This window comes from Streptomyces sp. NPDC050625, from assembly GCF_040654755.1.
GTDB lineage: Bacteria > Actinomycetota > Actinomycetes > Streptomycetales > Streptomycetaceae > Streptomyces.
The window spans coordinates 69,185-92,697 of record NZ_JBFAIQ010000028.1; the positions used below are offsets into that span (position 1 = coordinate 69,185).

26 protein-coding genes are annotated in these 23,513 nt (G+C 67.6%); 13 read left to right on the forward strand and 13 right to left on the reverse strand.

Translation table 11 applies throughout. From position 1 onward, the window contains the following. Window positions 1–37 precede the first annotated feature (37 nt). The 6 genes from AB0I54_RS38450 (at window position 38) to AB0I54_RS38475 (ending at window position 6,796) form a co-directional block, all read left to right on the forward strand. Complete coding sequence (locus tag AB0I54_RS38450) at window positions 38–895, forward strand: class I SAM-dependent methyltransferase (protein ID WP_363300942.1); 858 nt, start codon at window positions 38–40, stop codon at window positions 893–895. 16 nt (window positions 896–911) lie between these two features. Then, window positions 912–1,805, forward strand: a complete 894-nt coding sequence (locus AB0I54_RS38455) for a WecB/TagA/CpsF family glycosyltransferase (RefSeq protein ID WP_363300943.1) — start codon at window positions 912–914, stop codon at window positions 1,803–1,805. Window positions 1,806–1,843: 38 nt separating this feature from the next. Beyond that, window positions 1,844–3,025, forward strand: a complete 1,182-nt coding sequence (locus AB0I54_RS38460; protein ID WP_363300980.1) for a glycosyltransferase family 4 protein — start codon at window positions 1,844–1,846, stop codon at window positions 3,023–3,025. Next, the gene (locus tag AB0I54_RS38465) at window positions 3,019–4,221 is read left to right on the forward strand and encodes a glycosyltransferase (protein ID WP_363300944.1); all 1,203 of its coding nucleotides are present in this window, start codon (window positions 3,019–3,021) and stop codon (window positions 4,219–4,221) included. Before AB0I54_RS38460 ends, AB0I54_RS38465 begins: the two co-directional genes overlap by 7 nt. A 124-nt stretch (window positions 4,222–4,345) precedes the next feature. Further along, entirely contained in the window at window positions 4,346–5,266 is a 921-nt protein-coding gene (locus AB0I54_RS38470) for a glycosyltransferase family 2 protein (RefSeq protein WP_363300981.1), read from the forward strand. Window positions 5,267–5,362: 96 nt separating this feature from the next. Next, complete coding sequence (locus AB0I54_RS38475; RefSeq protein WP_363300945.1) at window positions 5,363–6,796, forward strand: O-antigen ligase family protein; 1,434 nt, start codon at window positions 5,363–5,365, stop codon at window positions 6,794–6,796. A gap of 7 nt (window positions 6,797–6,803) precedes the next feature. Here AB0I54_RS38475 and AB0I54_RS38480 read toward each other — a convergent pair whose 3' ends face one another. Further along, window positions 6,804–7,544, reverse strand: coding sequence for an FkbM family methyltransferase (locus tag AB0I54_RS38480; RefSeq protein WP_363300946.1), 741 nt, complete (start codon window positions 7,542–7,544; stop codon window positions 6,804–6,806). Window positions 7,545–7,862: 318 nt separating this feature from the next. On the opposite strand from AB0I54_RS38480, the gene AB0I54_RS38485 reads away from it, so the two are divergent. From AB0I54_RS38485 to AB0I54_RS38495, 3 genes are all read left to right on the forward strand, one after another. After that, entirely contained in the window at window positions 7,863–8,513 is a 651-nt protein-coding gene (locus AB0I54_RS38485) for a class I SAM-dependent methyltransferase (protein WP_363300947.1), read from the forward strand. Window positions 8,514–8,550: 37 nt separating this feature from the next. After that, the gene (locus tag AB0I54_RS38490; RefSeq protein WP_363300948.1) at window positions 8,551–10,074 is read left to right on the forward strand and encodes an oligosaccharide flippase family protein; all 1,524 of its coding nucleotides are present in this window, start codon (window positions 8,551–8,553) and stop codon (window positions 10,072–10,074) included. Window positions 10,075–10,148: 74 nt separating this feature from the next. Then, the gene (locus AB0I54_RS38495) at window positions 10,149–11,237 is read left to right on the forward strand and encodes a glycosyltransferase family 4 protein (protein ID WP_363300949.1); all 1,089 of its coding nucleotides are present in this window, start codon (window positions 10,149–10,151) and stop codon (window positions 11,235–11,237) included. Between the two features lie 140 nt (window positions 11,238–11,377). Here AB0I54_RS38495 and AB0I54_RS38500 read toward each other — a convergent pair whose 3' ends face one another. Next, entirely contained in the window at window positions 11,378–12,199 is an 822-nt protein-coding gene (locus AB0I54_RS38500) for a class I SAM-dependent methyltransferase (protein ID WP_363300950.1), read from the reverse strand. Between the two features lie 236 nt (window positions 12,200–12,435). Between AB0I54_RS38500 and AB0I54_RS38505 the strand changes: the two genes are divergently transcribed. Further along, window positions 12,436–12,723 carry a hypothetical protein gene (locus AB0I54_RS38505; RefSeq protein WP_363300951.1) on the forward strand — a complete coding sequence of 96 codons (288 nt, stop codon included), beginning with the start codon at window positions 12,436–12,438 and terminating at the stop codon, window positions 12,721–12,723. A gap of 86 nt (window positions 12,724–12,809) precedes the next feature. Here the strand turns inward: AB0I54_RS38505 and AB0I54_RS38510 are convergent, their stop codons facing one another. From AB0I54_RS38510 to AB0I54_RS38530, 5 genes are all read right to left on the reverse strand, one after another. After that, the gene (locus tag AB0I54_RS38510) at window positions 12,810–13,475 is read right to left on the reverse strand and encodes a hypothetical protein (RefSeq protein WP_363300952.1); all 666 of its coding nucleotides are present in this window, start codon (window positions 13,473–13,475) and stop codon (window positions 12,810–12,812) included. A 48-nt stretch (window positions 13,476–13,523) separates the two neighbouring features. Then, entirely contained in the window at window positions 13,524–14,120 is a 597-nt protein-coding gene (locus tag AB0I54_RS38515) for a hypothetical protein (RefSeq protein ID WP_363300953.1), read from the reverse strand. Window positions 14,121–14,214: 94 nt separating this feature from the next. After that, window positions 14,215–14,685 (reverse strand): hypothetical protein, encoded by a 471-nt coding sequence (locus AB0I54_RS38520; protein ID WP_363300954.1) that lies wholly within the window; start codon window positions 14,683–14,685, stop codon window positions 14,215–14,217. A gap of 8 nt (window positions 14,686–14,693) precedes the next feature. Continuing rightward, window positions 14,694–15,383: a DUF4232 domain-containing protein gene (locus AB0I54_RS38525; protein WP_363300955.1), complete on the reverse strand. Its 690-nt coding sequence runs from the start codon at window positions 15,381–15,383 to the stop codon at window positions 14,694–14,696. Window positions 15,384–15,667: 284 nt separating this feature from the next. Then, window positions 15,668–15,919 (reverse strand): hypothetical protein, encoded by a 252-nt coding sequence (locus tag AB0I54_RS38530; protein ID WP_363300956.1) that lies wholly within the window; start codon window positions 15,917–15,919, stop codon window positions 15,668–15,670. Window positions 15,920–16,363: 444 nt separating this feature from the next. Here AB0I54_RS38530 and AB0I54_RS38535 point away from each other — a divergent pair, with 444 nt between their 5' ends. Next, window positions 16,364–17,569 carry an acyltransferase gene (locus tag AB0I54_RS38535; protein ID WP_363300957.1) on the forward strand — a complete coding sequence of 402 codons (1,206 nt, stop codon included), beginning with the start codon at window positions 16,364–16,366 and terminating at the stop codon, window positions 17,567–17,569. Between the two features lie 78 nt (window positions 17,570–17,647). Here the strand turns inward: AB0I54_RS38535 and AB0I54_RS38540 are convergent, their stop codons facing one another. The 3 genes from AB0I54_RS38540 to AB0I54_RS38550 form a co-directional block, all read right to left on the reverse strand. Further along, window positions 17,648–18,235, reverse strand: a complete 588-nt coding sequence (locus AB0I54_RS38540) for a lamin tail domain-containing protein (RefSeq protein ID WP_363300958.1) — start codon at window positions 18,233–18,235, stop codon at window positions 17,648–17,650. A gap of 278 nt (window positions 18,236–18,513) precedes the next feature. Continuing rightward, the gene (locus tag AB0I54_RS38545; RefSeq protein WP_363300959.1) at window positions 18,514–18,894 is read right to left on the reverse strand and encodes a fic family toxin-antitoxin system, toxin component; all 381 of its coding nucleotides are present in this window, start codon (window positions 18,892–18,894) and stop codon (window positions 18,514–18,516) included. Then, window positions 18,894–19,145, reverse strand: coding sequence for a hypothetical protein (locus AB0I54_RS38550; protein WP_363300960.1), 252 nt, complete (start codon window positions 19,143–19,145; stop codon window positions 18,894–18,896). The genes AB0I54_RS38545 and AB0I54_RS38550 overlap by 1 nt, the downstream gene beginning before the upstream one ends. Window positions 19,146–19,599: 454 nt before the next feature. Here AB0I54_RS38550 and AB0I54_RS38555 point away from each other — a divergent pair, with 454 nt between their 5' ends. Then, on the forward strand, window positions 19,600–19,920 hold the full coding sequence (locus AB0I54_RS38555) for a helix-turn-helix transcriptional regulator (RefSeq protein WP_363300961.1): 321 nt from the start codon (window positions 19,600–19,602) through the stop codon (window positions 19,918–19,920). A gap of 67 nt (window positions 19,921–19,987) precedes the next feature. Here AB0I54_RS38555 and AB0I54_RS38560 read toward each other — a convergent pair whose 3' ends face one another. Beyond that, entirely contained in the window at window positions 19,988–20,809 is an 822-nt protein-coding gene (locus AB0I54_RS38560) for a hypothetical protein (protein ID WP_363300962.1), read from the reverse strand. Between the two features lie 243 nt (window positions 20,810–21,052). Beyond that, on the reverse strand, window positions 21,053–21,616 hold the full coding sequence (locus AB0I54_RS38565) for a TetR/AcrR family transcriptional regulator (protein ID WP_363300963.1): 564 nt from the start codon (window positions 21,614–21,616) through the stop codon (window positions 21,053–21,055). 107 nt (window positions 21,617–21,723) lie between these two features. Between AB0I54_RS38565 and AB0I54_RS38570 the strand changes: the two genes are divergently transcribed. Next, window positions 21,724–22,545: an NAD(P)H-binding protein gene (locus tag AB0I54_RS38570; RefSeq protein WP_363300964.1), complete on the forward strand. Its 822-nt coding sequence runs from the start codon at window positions 21,724–21,726 to the stop codon at window positions 22,543–22,545. A gap of 44 nt (window positions 22,546–22,589) precedes the next feature. On the opposite strand, the gene AB0I54_RS38575 is transcribed toward AB0I54_RS38570, so the two are convergent. Further along, the gene (locus tag AB0I54_RS38575) at window positions 22,590–23,471 is read right to left on the reverse strand and encodes an AAC(3) family N-acetyltransferase (protein ID WP_363300965.1); all 882 of its coding nucleotides are present in this window, start codon (window positions 23,469–23,471) and stop codon (window positions 22,590–22,592) included. Window positions 23,472–23,513: the final 42 nt, after the last annotated feature.

The window sequence follows — 23,513 nt, forward strand, 5'->3', positions numbered from 1 at the left end:
CACCTACTCAGGGAAGAGAATTGGCTAAGGTGCGGACATGAGCCTTCTTGCGCGATATTTGTCGAACTCGCCATTTGCTCGCGCCGCGGCACTACCGATGCGGGCCGCCAGAGTTGCCCGACATGACGCTCGGGTCCTGACCCAGTCGGCCCGCTGGCTCATCAAATCTCGCGAACACACCAATTACACCTTTGACCTGACGCCGCTGAACCTTGAGCATCTTGCCTGGTGGGTCGCTGACGCCGCCGGAGTCGGTGTCGATGACATCCGCGAATACATCGCGGAAGCCGCAAACGACACGCGTCTGAAGAAACACGTCCAAGCGGCAACTCTGGCGAGCAGCTGTCGGGGTCTCGCCGACATGGAGGTGCGCCTTCACAAACGGTTCGGCTGGTACGCCCTCGTCCGTGCATTGCGGCCGAATCATGTCGTGGAGACCGGCACGGACAAAGGGCTCGGCACCGTGGTGCTCGCCGCCGCCCTGCTGCGCAACGGCACGGGCCGGCTCACCACGATGGATGTGAATCCCCGCGCGGGATATCTCATCCACGGTGAGTACGCCTCGGTCACCACGCTGACCATCGGAGACTCTCTGCAGAACATCGCACAACTGTCGACCCCGGTCGACTTGTTTCTCCATGACAGCCTCCACACCCGTGAGCATGAGCTGGCCGAGTACGAGGCCATGGCACCGCTGCTCACCGCCGGGGCGATCGTTCTCAGTGACAATGCGCACGCCACCGACGCTCTGCCGCACTGGGCCGAGGCAACGGGACGACGATTCTCGTACTTCCAGGAGCAACCCCAGGGTCACTGGTACCCCGGAGGTGGAATCGGGCTGGCGCAGTCGTGTCCGTCCCCCTTGATGCGAGGGATCCCATGCCCCGCACGCTGAAGACCGGGAGGCTTCTGTGACCCTGCCGTCCGCTCCCTCAAGTGCAACGACCAACGAGTGGCAGCCTGAAGCCGCGCCGATCATCACTTGCCTCGGAATCCCCATTGCTGCGCACGACCGCCGAAGCGCGGCCCGCGAGGTCTTGCGACTCGCGGAGCTGACCCGCAGTGCCGACCGTGCGCAGAAGCACGACGACCCCACGCCGCCCGCCGCAGAAGGACGGAGCGGCAGAGCGGTACATCTGTGCAATGCGTATTCGCTTGCCGCCGCGGACGCGGATGCCGGGCTCCATGCCGTGCTTCGGTCGGCCTCCCTCAACCTTCCTGACGGGCAGGCCGTTGTCTGGGCGAATCGACTGCTCCACCGGACCTCTGGTCTGCCGTCTGAACGTGTATGCGGGACCGAACTCCTTCTGGACGTGTTCGCACTGGGCCAGCCGGCAGGACTGCGTCACTACTTACTGGGATCCACCCCGGAAGTGTTGGCGGCACTGCAGCGGCAGCTGCATCGCCGCTTCCCCGACGCATTGATCGTGGGCACGTGCTCACCGCCCTTCCGTCCACTGACAGCCGGTGAGTTGTACGAGGAGGAACAAGCCATCCGCGAGAGCGGAGCGGACATCGTGTGGGTCGGCCTGGGAACGCCGCAGCAGGACCTGCGCACCGCGCAGCTGGCTGCGGTCGTTCCCTCGGTGTGCGTGGCCGTCGGAGCCGCCTTCGACTTTGTCGCAGGGCACAAGCAGCGAGCACCCCGCTGGATGCAGCAATGCGGAATGGAATGGCTGTTCCGACTCTGTCTCGAACCTCGTCGGCTTTGGCGCCGTTATCTGTTCGGCAACGCGAGGTTCGTCCGTGGGGTCACCACACAGCACATTCGGCAGCGCGCAGCCTCGGGTCGAGGAACGGGATGAGCAGCATGCCTCATGGCGGGGGCGTACCGAACCAAATGATGAGGGCACCCCATCGCGTGGCCCTCGTACACAGCTTCTACTCGTCACGGCAGCCGAGCGGGGAAAACGCCGCTGTACGGGATCAAGCGGATGCGTTGCGGGCGGCAGGGCACGATGTCACCGTGGTCGCTGCCGACACCGACTCCCTGGAGCAGCGACGCGGATACACGTTGCGCGCTGCGGTGCGTGTTGCCACCGGCCGAGGTCGTTCCCCACTGGCGGCCCTGGAGCAACTTGCCCCTGACGTCGTGCACGTGCACAACCTGTTTCCGAACTTCGGCACCGAATGGCTCGACCACTGGACGGGACCGCTCGTCGCCACGGTGCACAACTACCGTCCCCTCTGCGCCGCAGGCACGCTCTTCCGCAACGGTGAGGTCTGCACGCGATGTCCCGACGGCGACCGCTGGGCGGGCATGCGGAACGGCTGTTACCGGGCGTCGCGAGCCGCTACGGCGCCCCTCGCCTGGGCGATTCGGGGTGGTGCGGCAGAACATCCGGTACTGCGCCGTGCCGACAGGATCGTGCTGCTCTCCGAGCGGAGCCGGGACCTCTATCTGCGCTTCGGACTGCCGGCGGAGAAGCTCGCCCTGGTGCCCAACTTCGTCGAGGTTCCGGACCGCTCACGCATCGAAGACCCGGAGATCGCCCCACCGGGCGTAACCCCGCGTTGGCTCTTCGTGGGCCGGCTCACCGAGGAGAAGGGAATTGTTCCACTGCTTCAGAACTGGCCGCGGGGTGAGCACCTCGATGTCATCGGCTCCGGCCCGCTCGAACCGACATGCCGGCAACTGGCGCCGGAGCACGTGCGGTTGCTGGGCAGCCTCCCGCGAGAGCAGATCCTGGACACGCTGCCCGGATACACCGGACTGATCTTTCCGAGCCTTTGGTTCGAGGGCAACCCGCTCGTCTATCAGGAGGCCCTGGCCTCCGGTGTACCCGTTCTCGCACGGGCAGGATCAGCGGCCGGGGACAGCGTGCTCCGGGAGGAAACGGGCGCGCTGTACCACACGGACAACGAACTGCCTCGCGCTCTTCTAGACGCACGAACGGTCTTTCCCCGCATTCGGAATCATTGCCGCAGCGTCTATGCCGAGCGCTACACCGCCCGATCCTGGAACGCCGCGATGAGTACGGTGTACCGGCAGGCTGCGAACCACCGTGAGGCAGCGGCATGCTGAGCGCGAAGGAACTGCCGAGCAAACGCGTGCTCGTCGTGCAGCCGTATGTTCCTGCCTACCGGACGATCTTCTTCGAGCAATTGGAAGCCCTCCTCGCGCCGGCCGGGGTGGCCCTCGAAGTGGCTCACGGATCGCCGGCACAGGAACAGAAGGCCAGGGGGGATGCCGCCACCTGTGGCTGTACGACGCAGGTTCCCACCATGAGGTGGACCGCGCCGGGCGGGCGGCACCTGAGCTGGCACAGGCTGGCACGCCTCGCGGACGACGCTCACGTGGTCGTCCTGGAGCAGGCCCTGCACAACCTGGAGGCGTACCCGCTCTTGTTCCGGCAGTACGTCGGTCACCTTGGACGACGTGTCCGACCGGTCGCGTTCTGGGGACACGGCCGGAGCTTCAGCAAGCCTCAGAGCCGGGTTGAGGCGTGGGCCAAGGACATCCTGACCCGACGGGGCGCGTGGTTCTTCTCCTACACCGACAAAGGAGCCGCTCACGTAGCGTCGCGAGGTTTCCCCCGGGAGCGCATCACCGTCGTTCACAACTCGGTCGACACCGTGGGGTTGTCGGAGACCTGCGACCGGGCCCGGAGGCCAGGGACGACCGAGTACGCCGACGCGGCACGCCTTCGGTACCAACACAATCTGATGGCTGGTCGTACGGCGCTGTTCCTGGGTGGGCTGGACGTTCCCAAGCGGATTCCGTTCCTCCTGGATGCCGCTCGACGAATCGCTCAGGATCTGCCGGGCTTCCGTTTGCTGGTTGCCGGAGAGGGGCCGGCGCGGTCCCTGGTGGAGGACGCGGCCGCACGACCGGGAAGCGCGGTGATTGCAGTCGGTCGTGCCGTGGGGCGGCGTGCGGCGTTGCTGGGTGCCGTCAGCGACATCATGCTCATGCCCGGCGCGGTCGGACTGTGCGCCGTCGACTCCTTCGCACTGCGTACACCGATCGTCACCACGGTCTGGCCCTTGCACGGCCCCGAATTCGATTATCTGACCGACGGACGCAATGCCGTCGTGGCCCCCGACGATCCTGCTGCCTACGCGGCAGCGGCGGTTGCGCTGCTGCGTGACCGCGGACGTCTCGCAGCGCTGACCGACGCCTGCGCCAAAGACGCGTCCATGTACTCGATCGAGAACATGGCGGCGCGCTTCAGCGACGGACTCCTGAAGATGCTGGCCGAGTTCGCAAAAGAGACTTAAAGCAACATACCGCTACTTTGCTCAGAAAATTGCCGATTAACCCCTAAACTGGTGGGGCGCGGGACGCCCACCCGCATCCGTCGCAAGGTGAAACCCATCCAGCCAAGGAGTGCGCGTGACTGCCATGTCCCCGCACCGGCCGCGTGGTGAGTCGGTGCTCGCCGATCGCATCCCGCGCGGTGGCGTTGCGCGTGACATCGCGGTCCTGATGACCTGTCACAACCGTCGTGGCAGAACTCTTGCGGCCATCTCGTCGATGCACGCTCAGACAGGTTTGCCGGCCGGCACTCGCTGCACCGTCCACCTCGTCGACGCCGGCAGCGCCGACGGCACGGCCGACGCGGTGCGCGCCGCCTTTCCGGACACCGATGTGGTGACGGTCGGTGCGGATGTCTACTGGGGCGCCGGAACCAGGATCGCTGCGGCCCGGGCGGATCCCGAGGCCCATGTGCTCTGGCTCAACGACGACGTGATTCTCGAGCCGGGAGCGCTCGCCGCACTGCTTCGCACCGCTGGTCCTCTGGAGCGCCCGGCCGTTGTTGTCGGCGCCATGCGCTCCAGTGACGGAACCCGCACCACCTACAGCGGCTACCGCCTTGTCCGGGACCGCCTGCGCCCTCCGACCCTGGAACGGATCGAGCCAGACTCCAAGCACGCGAAGCGGTGCGACAGTTGTAACGGCAACGCGGTCCTGGTCACGGCCCCTGCCAGGCGGGTGCTGGGCGACCTCGACCCCGCTTTCCCGCATCGTATGGGGGACAACGACTACGGGCTCCGTGCCCTCCGGGCCGGTATTCCGCTGCTGCTCGCACCGGGCCACCTGGGTACGTGCGACGACAACTCTGCTGCGGTCCGGGGCACTTCGGCCGAGCCTGGAATCGGCGTGCGTACCGCGCTGCGGCGTCTGGTTTCCGTACGGGAGATGCCGCCGGCCCCGTGGTGGCGGTACTGCCGCCGTCATCTCGGCCTCTGGGCGCCGCTGGTCTTCTGCTCCCCGTACGTGAAGACCGTCCTGCAGTGCACGTCCCTCCGAACGGATCCATGAGCGAGCTGGCGCGCAGCCGGATGGGTGCCTGTTTGCGGGGGCGGTTGCGAGAACATCCGCTCCCTCCAAGCACATTCCAACACCCGAGAACGGACCATGGTGCAAGACCTTCCCGCCGACCCGCAAACCCTGCTGATGGCATTTACGACGCTCTCGCTCGTCTGCCTGCTGTTGTGGATCTTCGCCCGACACTGCGGGATCGCGATCGCGCTGCTACTGGGCGCACAGTTCTGGAGCGTCACCCTCGGCACGCAACCGACCGCTCTCGACTTCGGCCTCAGCTTCATCGGCATTCACATCTACCCGATCGACATCCTCACCGTGTGCGCGCTCTGTGTCGCCATCATGCGCGTGCCGTGGTGGGGCCGGACGGCCCCAGCGGGGTTGCAAGCTCTTCTGGCCATGGTCGTCCTGACCGTCTGGTCCACCCTCCAAGGGACAGCCACCTTCGGTCTTCAGGCCGCCGGAAACGACGCCCGGATCTCCTTCTGGCATTTCCTCGCCGTCACCGTGTACCTGGCCACCGCACCACTGAGCGCTTCACTGAATCGGGTTGTCACCCGGGCATGGCTGGCCGCCGCAGTCGCGTACACGCTTCTCAGTGTGGAGGGTTGGGCGAACCGCGGATTGCTCGCGGCCAACGACTACAAGTGGGTCGACGGGGTGATGGTGAACGGCCGGCCGGTTCCCTGCGGAGCGGCGCTCGTGCTCGCCCAGGCCGCGATGCTGCTGCTGTCCCCCCGTCCACCCGCTCCCTCGACGGTCGACCCACCGACTGGTGGCTCATCGGACCTCGGTGGTGCGACGAGCGCTTGGCGAGTGAGTGGCAGGCGCCTTTTGGCCGTCGTGTTTCTCGTCGCTGTGATCTTGCTCCAGCACCGTACCGTCTGGGTTGCCACCCTGATGATGGCGTTGGCCTGGTGGGTGCTGCGTCCCGCTCGCGACGGACGGCGCTTCGTGTCCGCGGGAGCAGGAACGCTCGCGCTCTCCCTGACGGCGCTGCTCTACTGTGTCGGTACTTTCGGCATCATCGGTGATCGTCTCACCGCCTCCTTCGAGGAGACGCAAAGGACGCAAAGTACTTTCACCTGGCGGGTACTGAGCTGGCAGGATCTGCTGGATGTCCCTCGCTCCTATGTCCAGTGGCTGATCGGGACGCCGTTCGGCTCCGGCTACGAGCGATTCATCTCAGGAACGCTCGTCACGGTCTCTCCGCACGACTACTACGTGCACATCATGCTGCGTCTCGGACTAGTAGGGTTGCTGGCGCTGCTATTCGTCTACTTCCAGGCCTGGAGACGGCTTGCCCGTGTAGGCCCCGCGGCCCTGGGCATTCGTATCGTGCTGCTTGGCCAGTTGGTGTTCTTCGTGTCCTACTGGCCCTCTCCCGAGCAGGCAGTGCTGCTGGGGTTCTGCCTGTGGCAGACACGGGTCTGCGCGGCTGACGAGACCCCGTGTGTAAGCCTGGCCACCAGCAGAAAATCCGACATTGACTACCGCTCGGGGACCTTGACCGGAGTTCAAGGCTGATCACGCACTACGCGGCGCGGAGCAGTTCGTCCCTGAGGAAGATCACATCGCACTGGAGCATCTGGCCGGTCCGGGGATCGGTGAACCCCGGAATCAAGGCCATCAAGGTCAAGTCGTATCGGCGTTGTACGAGGTCCAAGGCCCTTCCGAGCAACAGACCATCTTTGTACAGGGGAACACAGGACACTTCCATCCGCAGACCGGCACAATCATGCAGCCGATCGCCGGCCCCTCGCAGCACCGCCTCTTCGTAGCCCTGGACATCAAGTTTGAGGAAGACCCTGTCGTCCGGCGAGGCCACCTGTCGCCACAGTGCGTCGAGGCGGTGCTGCTCGGCCTCCTGCCGTTCCACGTAGCGTGACTCCGGGCAGGCATCGGCATGCCGGGGCAGCATGGCCAGGACGGAGCTGCTCGCGGCGCCGTTGCCGGCCACGTTGATGGTGACCGCGCCCCGCTCGTCACCCAACGCGTGCGGCAACACCGTCCACAGCGGATCCAGGGAAGCGCGTCGCGTGAGGTCCGCCAGCGGGCCGTGCACCGGTTCAAAGGAGACGATCCGGCCCTGGTAGCCAAAGCGTCGCAGCATTGCACCGTACTGGCCCCGGTTCGCTCCCACATCGAGAACCACGTCGATGCCACTGCGGAGCAGCAATTGGACGACCCGATATTCGAAGGAGCACTCCGGGAACCGGTCCACATCGATCCCGAGTCGCTGCGCAGCCCTGCGGGCCTGGTGTAGAAGGGTCACCCGTAAATTGTGGCGGCCTTTGACGCCAATTGCGGTATTGACTGGCGGGATTTGACCGACGCGCGAGGCAGCCGGCTGGTGGACTCCGCTTACTGGCCGTCCATACGGTCGGGAAATAGGTGTCCGGGTTTCAACGTACACGCGACCGACCGCACCGCGAAGGCGTGGGGAGAGCGATCTGTTTAGTCGCATCAGCGGCGTGTCGGCTACGGAAGGCAAGATCACGGCGTAATGGTTTCAGCAGTCACAATAGGAGCAACGGAGGCAGAGTTGCCTAATCCTGATTTCTTCGTTCACCCCCTCGTCACCGGCCCCGTCGTGGACGAGCGGGACGAAGTACTCCTGCGCCTCTGCAAGGGCCGGAGGGTTCTTCACGTCGGCTGCGCCGACCACCCGCTGACAGTGGACCGGCTACGCGACGGGTCGATTCTCCACGCGCAACTGATGAAGAATGCCGCCGAGGTGCTCGGAGTGGACGTCGACCACGAAGGAATCGAGCTGTTGCGCACCCACCTGGGCGGACAATACCTGGTGCAGGATTTCGCCGACGGCAATGGTTCAGCCGCAGTCGCGCAGTTCAAGCCGGACGTCATCCTGGCAGGCGACGTCATCGAACACGTGCGTGACGCCGCTTCGTTCCTCCGCGGCATCTCCGCTCTGATGCGTGAGCTGGGTGAGGGCGTGGACCTGATCCTCTCGACGCCGAACGGTCTGGGCGCCAAGACACTGCTCAACACATTGAAGGGCGTGGAGATGATCCACCCGGATCATGTGTACGTCTTCACCCCGGCGTCCCTGGCCCGCCTGGTGTCGGACTGCGGCCTTGCACCACACAGTTGGTTCTTTTACCACGTCAACTCCGGGGCCAGCGTGCGCGCTCGTGTCCTCAGGGCGATCTGCCACGCCGCCGCCCGGCTGCGCCCGGCTTTCGCCGCCGGGCAGGTCCTGGTGTGCAGAGCGACAGCGTGAAATGCGTCCGCAGGCAGCCGGTATTGCCAGCAGGGTGATGAAGTCCCGCCAAGGGCTGGGACATGGGGCCTCCTCGGTCCTGATCAGTCTCTGCTGGAACTACGCGGGTGCCATCGCCGCCATGCTCCTACAGCTCGGGTATGCGGCCTGGACGGGGCGCGTCATCTCCGCCGAGGCGTTCGGCGCGTACGCGATCGCCCTCACCGTGACCCAGCTCTTCGGTTACTTCTCCAACGCGGGACTGGCCACCTACGTCCTGCGCATCGACCAACTGACCGGCTCCGTCGTACGAGCGGCCCTACGCGCCGGTACGGCTTCGGGTGTCGCCGCCTTCATCGTGCTGCAGTTGGTGGCTCCGTGGTGCGCCGACATGTGGCACATGCCCGTCCTGAACCCCATGCTCAGGGTGCTCGGCTGCCTGTTGCTCGTGCAGCCCGGGTCCGCGGTGACCGTCACCGCCCTGCGCCGCATCGGGCTGGTCCGCCCGACCGTGGCATGCGAACTGACGGCCCAGGCCGGGGGCATCGCGGTTGGTATGACCCTGATGGCCTGCGGCTGGAACCCGCTGGGCCTGGCTGCGACGCAGCCCGTGGCCGCGGCACTCACCCGGATCCTGGGCGCATTCGTGATCGCCTTGCGCGCGTCGATCCCCAAAGGCCCCCCCGTGCGGGCCCGTGAGTTGGTCATGTCGTCCGGATTCCTGGCCGGCTACAGCCTTCTGGAGTTCTTCACCAGCAGCGCGCCGATGTGGGCCGTGGGCCGGCTGTTCGGAGCAGGCATCACTGGGGCCTATTCCCGTGCGGGCGTCCTCACCGGGCTCACGTCCCAATTCCTCTTCCAGGGACTGAACTCGGCTGTCACTCCCGCACTCGCCGAGCGGCGCAAGAAGGGGCTTGAAGGGTCGTCGGCCGTGTCGCGCACCGTCTGTTCGGCCTCTGCCGCCGCGCTCATCGGATTCGGAGCGCTGGCCGGCCTCGGACCGTCCGCGCTCGGGCTGTTGCTCGGTACGGGCTGGGGCCGGGCATCCGATCTGATTCCCGTGCTGGCCTTGGGATCAGCGGCGACACTGCTGTTCCGCTCGGGGATGATCGTCGACCAGGTTCGCCACGCCATAGGCGCGCTGCTGAGTACCCAATTTGCTGTGACAGCGTCCACTGCCGCCGCGGTCTGCGCCGCCGTCGCAAGGCACAGCCTGTTCCTGCTCGCCGCCGCCGCGGCGATGGGGCAGGCGGCGGGTCACATCGTCCAAGTGCTCGGCTGGCACCGCGACAGGTTGGTGCACGCTGCCTTCGTCGTTCGTACCCACGCCGTGCATGGGCTCGTCGGCGTGGCACTGGGTGCGGCCGCCACGTGGGGAGCCGCAGGTCGGCCACCCGCGACAGGTCTGGCGTGCGGCCTCGCGTCCATGGCGCCGGTGGTGCTGGTGTGCGTGCTCATGCGCAGGAGAATCCCCGTGTACGCGACTGTCGTCGCCATGGGTCCGAGTCTGTTCCCGGGGGCCCGACGCAGGACGGACCCACTCGATCACGTCGCCATCCCCGAGCACGCGGAAGGACGCTGACCATGCACATCGGACTGGCGGGCCCTGCGGACCTTGCCCCGCTCGCCGACTACGTGCCCGGGCCCCTGCCCGAGGTGTACTCGTTCGGCTTCATCGGCTTGCTGGCCCGCAGTTGGCTGGAAGCGGGGCACAGAGTCACCCTCTATGCATTGAGCTCCACAGTGCGGGAGCGGCAGGTCCACGGTGCGGGTGACCCGCTGCGGATCGTCGTGGTACCTCAGCGGCCACGGGCCCGGCACCGCCTCCGGGACTTCTTCCGCGCCGAAAGACTCGGCCTGACGTCGGCAATGCTGGACCACCCGGCCGAGGTCGTCAGCGCGCACTGGACCTACGAATTCGCTCTGGCGGCTGAGGCCAGCGGACTGCCCGCGTTCGTCACGGCCCACGACACACCGCTTCGCGCTGCATGGGAGATGCGCAGCGTGTACCGGTGGCTGCGGCACTCTCTTGCGCTGCCGGCGGTCCACCGGGCCACGGCCCTGAGCGCGGTGAGCCCGTATGCCGCCCAGCATCTGCAGCGATGCCTGGGCGTCCGTCGGCATATCGAGGTGATCCCCAACGGAGTCCGGCTGGACGACTTGCCCTGCGCCGGCAAGCCGCGTGAGGCACACACCCCCGTATTCGCTTCCGCCCTCAACGGATGGGGCCCCCTGAAGAATGGGAAAGGCCTGCTCCGAGCCTTCCGGCTGACGCGGGAACAGCTTCCCGGGGCCAGGCTCCTGATGTTCGGTGACGGTTTCGGCCCGGGCGGTCCCGCGGCCCGCTGGGCAGCCGGGGAGAGGCTCAGCGCAGGGGTGGACTTCGTGGGAGCGACCGAGCGTTCGGTGATGCTGCGGCGCTTCCGTGACGAGGTGGACGTGCTGGTCCACCCGTCACGCGTGGAGTGCTTCCCCATGATCCTCGTGGAGACCATGGCTGTGGGTATTCCGTTGGTCGCCGGCGCGCGCAGCGGAGGTGTCCCGTGGGTACTGGACGGCGGCCTGACCGGCGTTCTCACCGATGTCGACAATCCGGCGAAGCTGGCCGCGGCCATGTCGCGCCTGGCTCGCGACCCAGCGCGCCGGACGCGTCTTGTGGAAGCGGCTCGGGATCGCGTCTCGGCACATTTCCAGCTCCACGATGTGGCCCGCGCCTATGTGGACTGGTTCTCGAGCGGCGGCTGACTCACTGGCCTGGTGACTCCATTGAGCAGAATCGTCCGGGTGCGAGGGATGGTTGCGCCCTGGCGCAGGCGCCAGGGCGATCAAGGGCGGCCCCACGGCCTGGACCTGGTCTGCTTCCACTCACCGTGCTGCCACCGAAGTCATTTCGCGTTGCGCTGAGCGGTGATGTACACGCTCGAAGGACAGACCTTCTGCCAGGCGTGTTCCGCGTGGTAGCGATAGTTCCAAGCCGTCGCCAATGCGAGGGTGCGGTCGAGGGCTGCCCCGAGTTGGCTTGCACACGGATTCACACGGATTGCCTTGCCGATCCTGCTCGTCAACGGTGAGATGCAGAACAGGCTTGATCGGATCGACATTCCTGACCCGGTGACAGCCGACTCCAGGATCCGGCGGGGAATTCCCCGTTCTCGTTTGGTGATTCCCGGCTTCCGGGGACGGCGCCAGTCGCCCATGGAAACGACCGGCTCCCGGATCAGTGCCCAACCGCCCGGAGCCATGACCCTGCCGATCTCACTCAGCACGTACGTCACGTTGGGGATGTGATGGAGCACACCCAGGCAGAGCACCAGATCGAAGGTTCCCGTGTCGAAGGGTGCAGCCCCGGACGGGGTGGGGTCGACGTACTCCACTGGAACGTCACGCAGCACGGTCGAACGCAGTCGTGCCGATGGCTCAAGGATGGTAATCCTGTCGATGGAGTCCAGCAGGGGCAGGAACTCGCCTCCGAACGAACTCCCAATCCCCAGGGCGTGCGAGAAACGACGAGGTGGCAACTTCCTGAAACCGTAGAAGCGGTTGATGCCGTGGTACCCGTAGTTCTCGGCGCTCGCATCCGGTCCGCAGAGCTCTGAATATCCTTCGCGCTCGTCCTCGAACCACTGGCTGATCTGGGCGGCGGTAAAGTCGTCTCCCCATAGCTCACGCCCTGACAGGTACCTGTCGGCATGGACATCGGATTGCATGAGGTAACTCACCTGACATTCTCGGTGGCGGAGAGTGCTGCAACCCTAGGAGAAGTCAGTGCATGACGGTGAACGGATGGGCCCGGACACTCGGAACGCCCACCGAATGGCCGCGCAGGCCTTGGCCCAGGAACTCTCGCGCCTGCGGTGACAGGTGACCGGCTGTCAAGTGGGCACGTGGGCAGGGTCCGTGCATCCACGCCGCCACTATTACGGCGTAATAGCAGCCCGGTGTCATGGCCGCCGCGCGGCCCGCACCGGCACGCCACCGGCCGTGGCGGCGCTGCCAAGTGGACGTGCGCTCCCCCGCCGACCAGGCGGCTCTGGCCAGCGCGTTCGAGGCGACCGGCCGGACCCGGTACGCCGAGCACCTGGTCGCCCGTGCCTCGGGCTTCCATGGGCGGCGCTTCCGGGACGAGCTGAAGAAGGAACGCGCCCGCTACGAACGCCGTGGCGTCTCCCGTGCCCTGTGGCTGCCCGCACCGGACGTCCGCGAGGACCAGTCGGCACAGCCGACGCCGTAGCGCGCGACGGAGCGGGTCGGCTCCGCGAGCAGCGGGGCGAGCGACGCCGGCGTAGGACGTCGGGCCCGAGGTTGCTTCATTCCTTGTCAGAGCTTGACGGTGACGAGGCGCTTGCCGTCCTGAGCAGCGACGATGAGGTTCCATGCGGTGGCCTTGTCACCGTCGTCGCCGTCCCACCAGGTCACGAACGCGTTGGCCAGTCGCCTCACCTCGGCCTCGGTGTTCTTGTCGGTGTAGGCGGTGGAGACTTCGACGTCGTAGTCCCCGTCACCGAGGTGGACGAGGACCACCTGCCCGACGTCCCGGGCGGGCTGCTTGAATCCGTTCGTATCGGCCCAGGACCGGAACCGGGCCAGGAGGTCCGGATCGGCTTCACGACGTGTCACCGGCCTGGCAGGCGGATGACGGTCCTTGCGCGTTCCCACGCCCTGCTTACAGCCCAGCACCCAGGCCCCGCGGTCCTTCTCCACGACGATCTGCGGCTCGGCCGTGAGCGACCGGCGGACGCAGCCTCCCCACACCGCCTCACGGACCGCGGAGCCCTTGCCGCCGTCCTTGAAGATCCGTCTGCCTTCACGCCATCCGGCGTCGTAGGCCGCTTCGTAGCCGTGCTCGGCGGTGGCACGGGACGCGGACGACTCCGGCCGGGTGCTGCTGCCACTGCTCCCGCTCCCGCAGGACACGGTGAGCAGGCCGAGTACGGCGGCCACGACAGTGAGCCCGACCGCCCGTGCTTGTGCGGGTGCGTGCATGCCCCGTTCCCCCCTCTCAACGCCCTTGGCAGTCCAACTTCCAGCCGCTCAGGGCGTCCAGGCCCTGAAGCCGTACGGCGGGTACTGCCGCGTCAGCCGGTCCGCCTGGGCCAGCAGCCCGCGCCTCTTGCGCATCCGCGACCACGTGAGCCATACGACGCCCGTGTCCAGGAGCACGGCGAAGCACAGCGGCACGATCAGGGCGCCCTTCCCGGTGCTGATCAGCTGTGCCGCCATGCCGATCGCCCCGAGGAAGATGACCACCGCGGCCGGAACGAGTTTGAGCAGGTTCATCTCGTTCCTGACCAACTCGGCGTGGTTGCGGGCGGCGCGGGCGCTGGCCCGGTGGAAGGCGGGGTGCCGCGCGGCCACTTCGAAGGGCGTGCCCGGTGCCAGGGCTTCCTGGCGCGCCGCCGCCTCCGGATCCGGCACGAACACCCGGCGCCGTACGGCCTTGCTGCCCCGCGTCTCCAGATGGCGGTACCCATAGGCGGTGGCCAGCTGGATCGCCTGGTCCGGCAGCAGCTGCGTCGTCTTGATCACCACCTGCGGCCGGCCGTCGAAGAGGTGCGCGAAGGCGCCGGGCCTCAGCCGCCGGGCCTCCGCCATCCGCTCCGCGAACGTCCCCCGCACCTCGCCGACCACGACACCGCTCCCCACTCTCCGACACCGGCACATTCATGATCATGTACGCGTCGTACGGTACCGGGCCCCGGCCGGCGCGGTCAGCGAGGGTCCGTCAGGCCGGTTTCTTTGTGGATGAGGTCGGCTTGTCCGTTGCGGTGCGGGCTTGCTCGAAGACGACCAGGTGCCAGTCGCCTTTCTCCCGCATCACGGTGAGCGTGTCCCGCATGGTCTTCCCGCTCTTGTCCGTGGCCTCGATGCGGGCGGAGCCGACGTCCGGGCTGATGTCGTACTCGATCCGGACGTTCTTGACGGTCCACCGGCGGCCGCCCTTGTCGGCGAGGATCTGCGCTGCTTCGTGCCGCGACCACTGTCTGTCCGGTACGCCACCGATCGCGATCAGTGCGTCGGCGCTGCGCTTGTTGAGCGCGTCGACATACGCCTCGACGGCCTCGCGTGCGCCGTCGGACGAGGACCGGCCGGAAGCCGGTGGACGGGCCGTGTCACTGTTGCCGGACGAGCATGCGGGCAGGGCGAACACGGTGGGCAGAGCGGCCATCGTGGCGAGGAGTCGTCGGCGTTCCATGGTGGGTACTAGGAGTGGAAGGACCCGAACTTCACGTCCTTGGTGCAGACGTTGAAGATGCCGGCCGAGCCGTTCGTCTTGGTCACCTTGACGGTGCGGGCGACGTCCTTCGGGAGGGCGATCTCCACCTTGGAGGCCTGTACGGCGCAGACCTCGCGGGCGGACTGGCTGCCCTCGAAGTTGAGGTCCGTGTAGAGGACTTCGGCGGAGGCGGAGGCACCGGCCGCGATGTCGACGGCGTCGGTGCCGGCGGCCGAGTTGTCGGTCTCGATGGGGGCGGCCTTGCCCTGGTCGTCCTTGGCGGTCAGCGTGCTCGCGCCCACGAGGGTGCAGGTGCTGCCCGAGGTGTTGGTGACCTTGACGGTGGCGGCCGCCGGCTCCGACTCGCTGGCGTGCGAGGCCGAGGCGATGAACTGGACGGTGGTCGTCTTGGTCGTGCACGCGCCGACGGCACCGCCGCCGGAGCCGGTCCCCTTGCCGGCCGCGGTCGCCGACGCCTTGGCGCCGCCCGCCTTGCCCGTGGACGTGCCCCCGGTGGCGGAACCCGTCGAGCCCGCCGTCGACGTCGACGACGCCGTGGCGCTCGGGCTGGAGCTGTCCTTGGCCTTGGCGTCGTCATCGCCCGAGTTGCAGGCCGTGAGGCTGAGGCCCGCGACGAATACGGCGGCCGTGGCGAGGGTGGCGGTACGCAGACGCATGAGTGGTTGTCCTCTGGGTCAGTCCGGCGCAGTGCCGGTGGTCTTCGACGTGAGTAGTCCACGTCGGGCACCCCACCTGCGGTTGCGCTGACGAGCTGTCACCCGCCTGTGAAACAACTCACCGGTAACTTCGAACAACCGGGGTGTGCCGGGCGGCATCTGACAAGCAAGGGGCTCGCGCTGCCCCAGCGGTCGCCCCAGCCTGAAAAATGGCAAAAATAAAACGCCGAGCGGAACTCGGCGACATAACGAGGGAGGATATTTCAGAGGAAATTCTCTATCCTCTATCTACCCTTCTTCTGCGATACATCCAGAATTACACTTTGCTCCTTCAGAGTAAATTGATTATCAATGATTACCACAGGCGAGTCGACTCGCACATTCACAGTGACCGGACCAGCGGACGAAAAGAGCCCAACAAGAATGGCAAGCAGTGTTCCAATCAACCCCACCCATGCCGTCACCGAGTTCATCCGCGCCACACGCTCAGCGGCCCCACCGGCTCGTCTCTGCAGGTCACAGCGCTTCTTCTTCACTTCATCACCTTCCAATTAGATTCCTGTTCTGGGCATAAATAAACCCGGGTCGGAGCCTTCCGCTCACCCGGGCACAGGTTGCCAGGACTATGCGCACATGGCGCTTTGTTTCTTCGTTGTTCGTGGTCCCATCATATCATTTCCGCGCCAAAACAGCAACGCGACGAACCTCTTGGCGAGGCCGTCGTGACAAGGATTGGGACGGGTCTCCGACGCTTTTCTTCGGAGGCTTGCGGGACAGTAGAGTACGCATTTTTCGCCTCCCGTCAACCCCATTCGGTCGAGCCGAGCACAGGCCGGACGAGGTCCCCTCTTCAACAACCCTTGAGTGAGCCACGAGCGCGCGTCTGTACAAACAGCGATGCAATCCCGCCGAGTCATACCGTTCGCGCCCCCCACGCAGGACCACATCGCTGCAGGACCTCACCCGAGAACGGAAGTCCCATGGCCACAGACCAAGTACTGACCGGCTCCGCGCCGGCCGGAGAGAGCGGTGTGGGTGCCCAGGCCGCCGAAGCCGCCGAACCGAAGCGTGCCCAGATCTCCCGGCTGCCGTCCCTGACCGGCCTGCGGTTCCTCGCCGCGCTGGCCGTGTTCGCCCACCACGCCTTCCTGCCGATACCGCCGCTGCGCCTGCTGGCCGACGACCGTACCGAGTTCCGGCTGTTCCGCTGGTTCGACCAGGCCGGCGGGCTCGGTGTGTCGTTCTTCTTCGTGCTCAGCGGGTTCGTACTGACCTGGTCGGCGCGCGACAACGACACCACGACGGGGTTCTGGCGCCGCAGGTTCGTCAAGATCTACCCGAACTACGTGGTCGCCTGGGTGCTCGCCATGGTGCTGTTCGCCAGTGACTACACCTCCACCCGGATCGCCGTCGCCAACCTGTTCATGGTTCAGGTGTGGGTGCCCAAGTACTTCACCAACTTTAGTGTGGACTCGCCGAGTTGGTCGCTGGGTGTGGAGGCGGTCTTCTATCTGAGCTTCCCGCTGCTGCTGGCCGTCTTCCAGCGCATCGACCCCCGGCACCTGAAGTACTGGATCATCGGGGCGATCGCCGCGGTGTGGGCCACCCCGGCGGTGGCGTACGCGGCGTTCCCGAAGACCCCGCTGGTGCCCAGCGGCCAGGACCTGTCCGTCTCCGCGTACTGGTTCAGCTATGTGCTGCCCCCGGTCCGCATGGTCGACTTCGCCCTCGGCATCCTGGTCGCGCTCGCGGTCAAGCACGGGCGCTGGCGCAACATCGGCATGATCCCGTCGTTCGTGCTGCTGGCCGGCGGGTACTGGCTCACCTACCACGTGCCCTACCTCTACGGACAGCGCGCCGCGATGATCATCCCGATCGCGCTGCTGATCGCGGCCGCGGCGACCGCGGACATCGAGGGCCGCTTCAGTCTGTTCCGGAACCGCACGATGGTCTGGCTGGGCGAGATCTCCTTCGCCTTCTACCTGCTGCACTACATAGCGCTGTCCTGGCTGCGCAAGCAGCTCGGCACGGAGATGTACTCCACCACGCAGGGCATCGCGATGCTGGTCGGCGCGGCCGTCGGCACGGTGGTGCTGTCCTGGCTGCTCTACCGGCTGGTCGAGGCACCGCTGGTACGCCGGTTCAGCCGGTCGCGGCGGACAGCGCGCACGGAGGTCACCGCCTGATCACCCGTCAGGCAGTAACGCCGGCGGCGCGCCACTCAAGGGGAGTGGCGCGCCGCCGGCGATGAGGAGGAAGAACCGTCAGCCGCGGCCTCCCTCGTGGCGACGGTCGTCGATACGTCGGTCCTCGATACGGCGGTCCTCGAAGTGGCGGTGGTCGCGGCTGTCGTCGTCGTAACGCCGGTGGTCGACAATGTGGCGGCGGTGGTCGCCCCAGGCAGCGGCGCTGATGAAGCGGCCGCGGTCGTTGCGCAGGGTCGCGGTGTCGGTGTCGTCGTCCCACACCTCGTAGCGCCGGCCCTGGTACAGGTCTCTCTGGGTGTCCTGCCCGAACCCGGTGTGGACGCGCACCGTCGCCTGGCCGTTCAAACGGAAGCCACGGAACTTGTAGGTGCGGCCGGCCTCGTCCGACAGCGTCCACCCGGTGAGGTCGACGCCGTACCGGCTGTTGTTGCTGATCTCCACCCATTCCCGGTTCAGGGAACGGTTCGAGCGGTCGCCACGACCCGCGGAGTCGTACTGCACACGGCTGATGACCACTCGGTCGGCCGAGCCCCTCGGCAAGTGGTCGGCTGCCGCCGCCGGCAGCGCCACCGCGCCTACGGCCGCGGCCGCCACGGCAGCGGCCGCCGTCAGACGGCGCGTGGTCACGAGAACAGAAGCGGACACAGGGTCCCCCTTTGCAGGGTGCGTGGTGCGGGTGGCGGCCGGGCGGCCGCACATCCACACCTTCCGGTCCGCGCGGCACGGTCGGCGGGTGACCCGAGGGCTGTTACAGAGCGCGCACAGTTTCGTGACGCTTGTCTGTAATGTTCATTTATGTGGCCGATAGTCTGGTTTAAGGCTTTGGCCAGCCGTTGCCCCTTGTCGGCGCCGGACTCGACCGGTATCGCGCGGGCGCCGGCCACCCTCCGTCATCCGGGCCCTCACCCGAAAGTGAGTAACAGTCACCTGGTCACCACGGGCCAGGAGCGGAGCAGGGTGGCGATTCCGCGGGTGGTGCAGGTGGGGTCGCGGAGGAGGTCGCGCAGGGCCGTCGCGTCCTCTCGCGTGGGCTTGACCGGGATGCCGGACGCCTCCAGGTACATCACTCCCGTCGCCGCGGCCACGGCCATGTTGGAGCGCTCCAGCCAGCGGCAGCGGCCCAGGATGTGGATCAGGGCGGCGGCCCTGGCGTACGGGCCGTCGTAGACCGGCTGTTGGAGGAGTTCGGCCTTGTGGGCGGCCACGGCGGCGACCGGTACGCCGTAGTCGTCGGGGGCGGGGTCGCCCGCGCCGGCAAGCTCGGCTACCTGAAGGACCCAGGGGACGTCGATGTGCAGGTCCATTACGCGGCGTGCGCCCCCGGTGCGCCCGGCTCGCCGGCCTTCTCGGCATCCTCGGCCTCGTCGAAGACCGACTGGTGCTCGTCCAGGAAGCGGCGGGCGGCCTCCAGGGCACGGGTACGGATGCCCTCGGTGTCCTCGCGGACGAGACGGGCGATGTAGTCGCCCAGATCCAGCCCGAGGTCCTTGGCGCGGACCTGGGCGAGCTGCTTGACCTCGGGGTCGACGCGTACGCCGAGCTGTGGCTTCGCCATACCCGGATGGTAACAGCTGTTACCACCGATGGGCCAGTACGACTTGTAGATCGGATGGCCGTACGTGCTGTATAGTCGATCTTGAGCTCGCCGCCCGGACGAACCGGTAAGCGCGCGATGCGTTGGTGGTCCAAGGAAAGACGCCCCGCTTCCTGCGGGGAAATGCAGGTGCAAGGCCTGCCCGGCGCTCCGACCGAGAACCCCGGTCCTGATCCTTCAGGGCCGGGGTTCTTCGCGTGCCCCGAGCCGCCGTCAGGGTGATGTCCGAGGTCGGCCTGAAATGTTCGGTGGGTGGGGTCGGGGCAGGTCAGAGGGTGTCTGAAAGTGCGCCCAGGAGGGTGGTTGCGGGACTTTTTTCCTTGAACCGCGTTTTTAGCTAGAGCTAAAGGTGGCATCCTGGAACCACGGGCGGGCTCAACAGACCTTGCCGTCCGGGGACTTGGGGGGTGACACCATGGGCTTCTTCGCCGGAGGCGAGAACCGAACGGACTTGGCCGGTGCGCAGCTCGCGCGTCAGGCGACCGCTTCTCTGGCGGGCCTGCTGGCGGGCCTGGGCAAATCACGCTCCGATCTGGCCAAGGCCATGGGCGTGAGTCCGGGACGCGTGAGTCAGATCATGTCCGGAGACGCCAATCTGACGGTCCGTACACTCGCTGCCGCCGCGGAAGCGCTCGGCGCCGACGTCGAGATCAGATTCTCCCCGCGCCCGAAGGCCGCCGACAGCAGCCTCAGCACTTCGCCGGTGCGCGACAGCGGCATCACGTCGCGACTGTAGGCCGGGGGCGCACCGCACCCGCAGTCCCTGCCTGTGCCTCACGTAGTCCCTGCCTGTGCCTCACGGTTCAGCGGCGGTTGCGGCGCAGGACGCCGCGCAGTCCGCCGAAGCGGCGGCGTTGCACGGGCAGCGCGGCGCTGTGGTAGGCGTCCTGCGGCAGGGCCTTCTCGCGCAGTTCCTCCAACTGGGGAGCCTCGGAGCGGCGGCCGTGCAGATAGGCCATGAGCAGGAGGTGCCCGCTCTGGGCCCGGGCCTCGCCGAAGGACGAACGGCAGTCGTAACGCTCCTGCTCGGTCGGTTCCCGTTGTGACAGCCAGGTTCCGTCGCCGTGGCACGCCATGTCGGTGCTCGTCTGGACGTCCAGGGCCCTGTCGATCGCCTTCTTCGCGTCCTCGTAGCAGGCGGTGATCTGCTTGCTGAGCGCCGGCTGGCGGTGCCGGTCCAGCAGGTACTGCATCAGGTCGTGGTTGAAGATGCGCAGCGGCGCCGATTCCGTGAAGTCGGCCAAAAATGCCTCGCTCCAGCTCTGGCCATCACTGTGCAGCCGGTATTCGAGCCGCTCCATCAGCCAGGCGACGCCCAGCGTCAGGAACTTGACGTAGGGCTGGGTGTTCTCGTCCTGCTTCTTGCGGGGCGCGGCGGCGGCTCCGGTGGCCACGCCCGCGGTCACCGGCGGTAGCGAGGCGAGGTGCGGCAGGAGGTGGGCCGTACCGATGGCGGCCACGCACATCAGGGCCAGGACGGCGAAGGACAGGCCGGCGGATCTCGCCGTGCCGAGGAGCCTGCCCTTGCCGTGGAAGTGACGCAGCATGCCCAGCCAGCCGATGACGGCGCAGGCCACGGCAGGTAACACGTAGTCAGTGCACCATGTCTCTTGATACCAGCTCATCGACGGCCCCATGCGTACGCGGACAGGAAGGACCGTCGTCAGTGAGCGGAGGTGAGGCGGGCTCCCCCTCGGCGTTCATGCGCCCAGCCCTGCCCCACGGCAGCCGGGTGTGACAGGACTGCCGCAAGTGCCTCTCGATACTCCCACTCGGTGCTGCCCGGTGGCGCTGCTTTGCGCACCAACAGGCGCGTGCTGACAAGCAATTCGGCCACGCACGTACGGCACCCGTACCGGCGTTCGGGATCAGGTGAGGGTGTCGATCCACGTCTGCAGGCGGCGGCCCTGGGTGGCCATCAGGTCCGGGTCCCGCAGGGTGTTGGTGAGGACCGACATGCCCTGGTAGGCGGCGACGAGCTCGATCGCGAGGTCGTGCGCGTCGGGGCGGCCGAGCAGGGTGAACTGGGACTCGGCCCAGTCGATCAGGGCCCGCATCACCTTGGCGGCGGCCTGGTCCAGGCCGTCGTCGCGCTTGTCGAGCTCGGTGGCCAGGGTGCCGAAGGGACAGCCGAAGCGGGCCGCGACGTCGCGCTGTTCGACCCAGCCGGCTACGAGCGACTTGAGACGGGCGGCGGGGTCGGGAAGGGCGTCCAACTGTCCGGTGAGCGCGTGCAGTTGGGCGCAGTGGGCGTCCACCGCGGCCTCGACCAGCTGGTTCTTGGTCTTGAAGTAGTAGTAGACGTTGCCGAGGGGGACGTCGGCGGCTCCGGCGATGTCCCCGAGGGTGGTCTTCTCCACGCCCTGCTCATGGAACACCTGGACGGCGGCGGCCACCAGGCGCTCACGCTTCGTCGGCTTTGAGTCAGTCACCTGACTGAGGATAGACAGCGGGGGCGGGGGCGGCTAGCGTGTGGACTTAGTTAGTCAACTAACTCACACGCATCGCATCTCAATACCATTCAGTACATGGAGGGGCCGTGATCGTTGTAACGGGTGCCACCGGGAACGTAGGACGGGCGCTGGTCCGAATACTGGCCGGGTCCGGGGAGGCCGTGACCGCCGTGGCCCGGCGGATCGCTCAGACCGATGTGCCGGACGGAGTGCGGACCGTCGCCGCCGATCTCGGTGAACCGGAGAGTCTGGTGCCGACGTTGAAGGGGGCCAAGGCGCTGTTCCTGCTCGTCGCCGAGGAGGATCCGGTCGGGATTCTGGAGCGGGCGGCCGCGGCCGGGGTCACCAAGGTGGTGCTGCTGTCCTCGCAGGGCGTCGGCACACGGCCGGGGGTGTATGCGCACGCCGCCGGGTTCGAGGCCGCGGTGGCCGCGTCGGGGCTGGCACACACGGTGCTCCGCTCCGGCGGGCTGGCCTCCAACACCCTCGCCTGGGCAGAGCCGGTACGGCTGCACCGTACCGCCGCCGCTCCGTTCGCCGGGGTGGGGCTGCCCTTCGTCGACCCGGACGACGTGGCCGCGGTGGCCGCCGCCGTACTGCGGGAGGACGGGCACGACGGGGCCACCTATGTGCTGACCGGGCCCGAGGCGACCACGCCCCGGCAGCGGGCCGCGGCCGTCGCGGAGGCGATCGGGGAGCCGGTGACCTTCGTCGAGCAGAGCCGCGAGGAGGCGCACGCCCAAATGGCGCGGTTCCTGCCGGCACCCGTCGTGGAGGGCACGCTGGCGATCCTCGGGGAGCCCACCGCCGAGGAGCAGCGGATCAGCGGGGACGTGGAGCGGGTGCTGGGGCGGGCGGCGGCTCCGTTCGGGGCGTGGGCGGCGCGCAACTCCGGGGCGTTCCGATAAGCCTGCCGGCGATTCATGTCCTGACTTCGTCGCTCCTCCCTGACTCACAGGGCCGTGGGCGGGGCCTGCGTCACTCCCGTCATGTTCGGGGCCACGCGCCAGCCGCTCAGGTCGCGGTGGCGGGCGAGCCAGGCGCAGGCCAGGTCCACGAGTTGGGCGGCGGGGCAGAGCAGGGCGCGGGCCGCGCCGACCTGGCCCTCGGTGACCAGGCCCGCGCGGGCCGCGGCCGCGCCGATGTGCTCGTAGTCGCCCTCGAACATGACCAGTTGGTCGCTGGGCTCCCAGCGGACGGCTCCGTCCGCCGTCTCGCGTGGTACGTCCATACGGTGGCTGCGGCGGCCGGGGTACGGCGTGAGGTGCTCGGCCAGATGGAGGACCGTCGCCTTGTCCCAGCCGACGCCGAGCAGGAGGACCTTGGCGCCGGCCCGGCACAGGCCCGCCAGGGGGCTGTTCGCGCCCAGGCCGTACGGGAGTGGATGGGCGCCCAGGATCTCCCGCGCGGCCGGGCCCTCCGCGGCGAAGGAGTAGAGCGGGTGGCCGGAGCGGCGGGCGCCGGGCAGGGACCGTACGACCTCGGGGAAGCGGCCGAGGCGGGGCTGGGCCGGGTGCACGGCCGGGTCGAACTCCGGTAGGGACGCGCGGACCCGGGGCCACCAGGTGCGGGGCACCGGGCGCTGGACCCAGGTGGCTGGGTCGGTCAGATAGGTGGTGAAGGTGGGTACGGCCAGGGTGCCGGCCGTACCCACGGCGTCGCGCAGCGACCGTACGAGCGCGACTCCGCCGCCGGCGGTCCAGCCGAGGGCGCTGATCGCGGTGTGCACCAGTACGGTGTCGCCTTCGGCGATTCCCAGGGAACGGAGGCCTGCTGTCAGGTCGGCTCGGCTGTAGGGGCCGGGGGTTTGTGGGCCGGCGGCGGGGTGCAGCATGCGGGGCCTCCGGGTGGGTGCGGTGTGGCGTGGTGCGGTGTT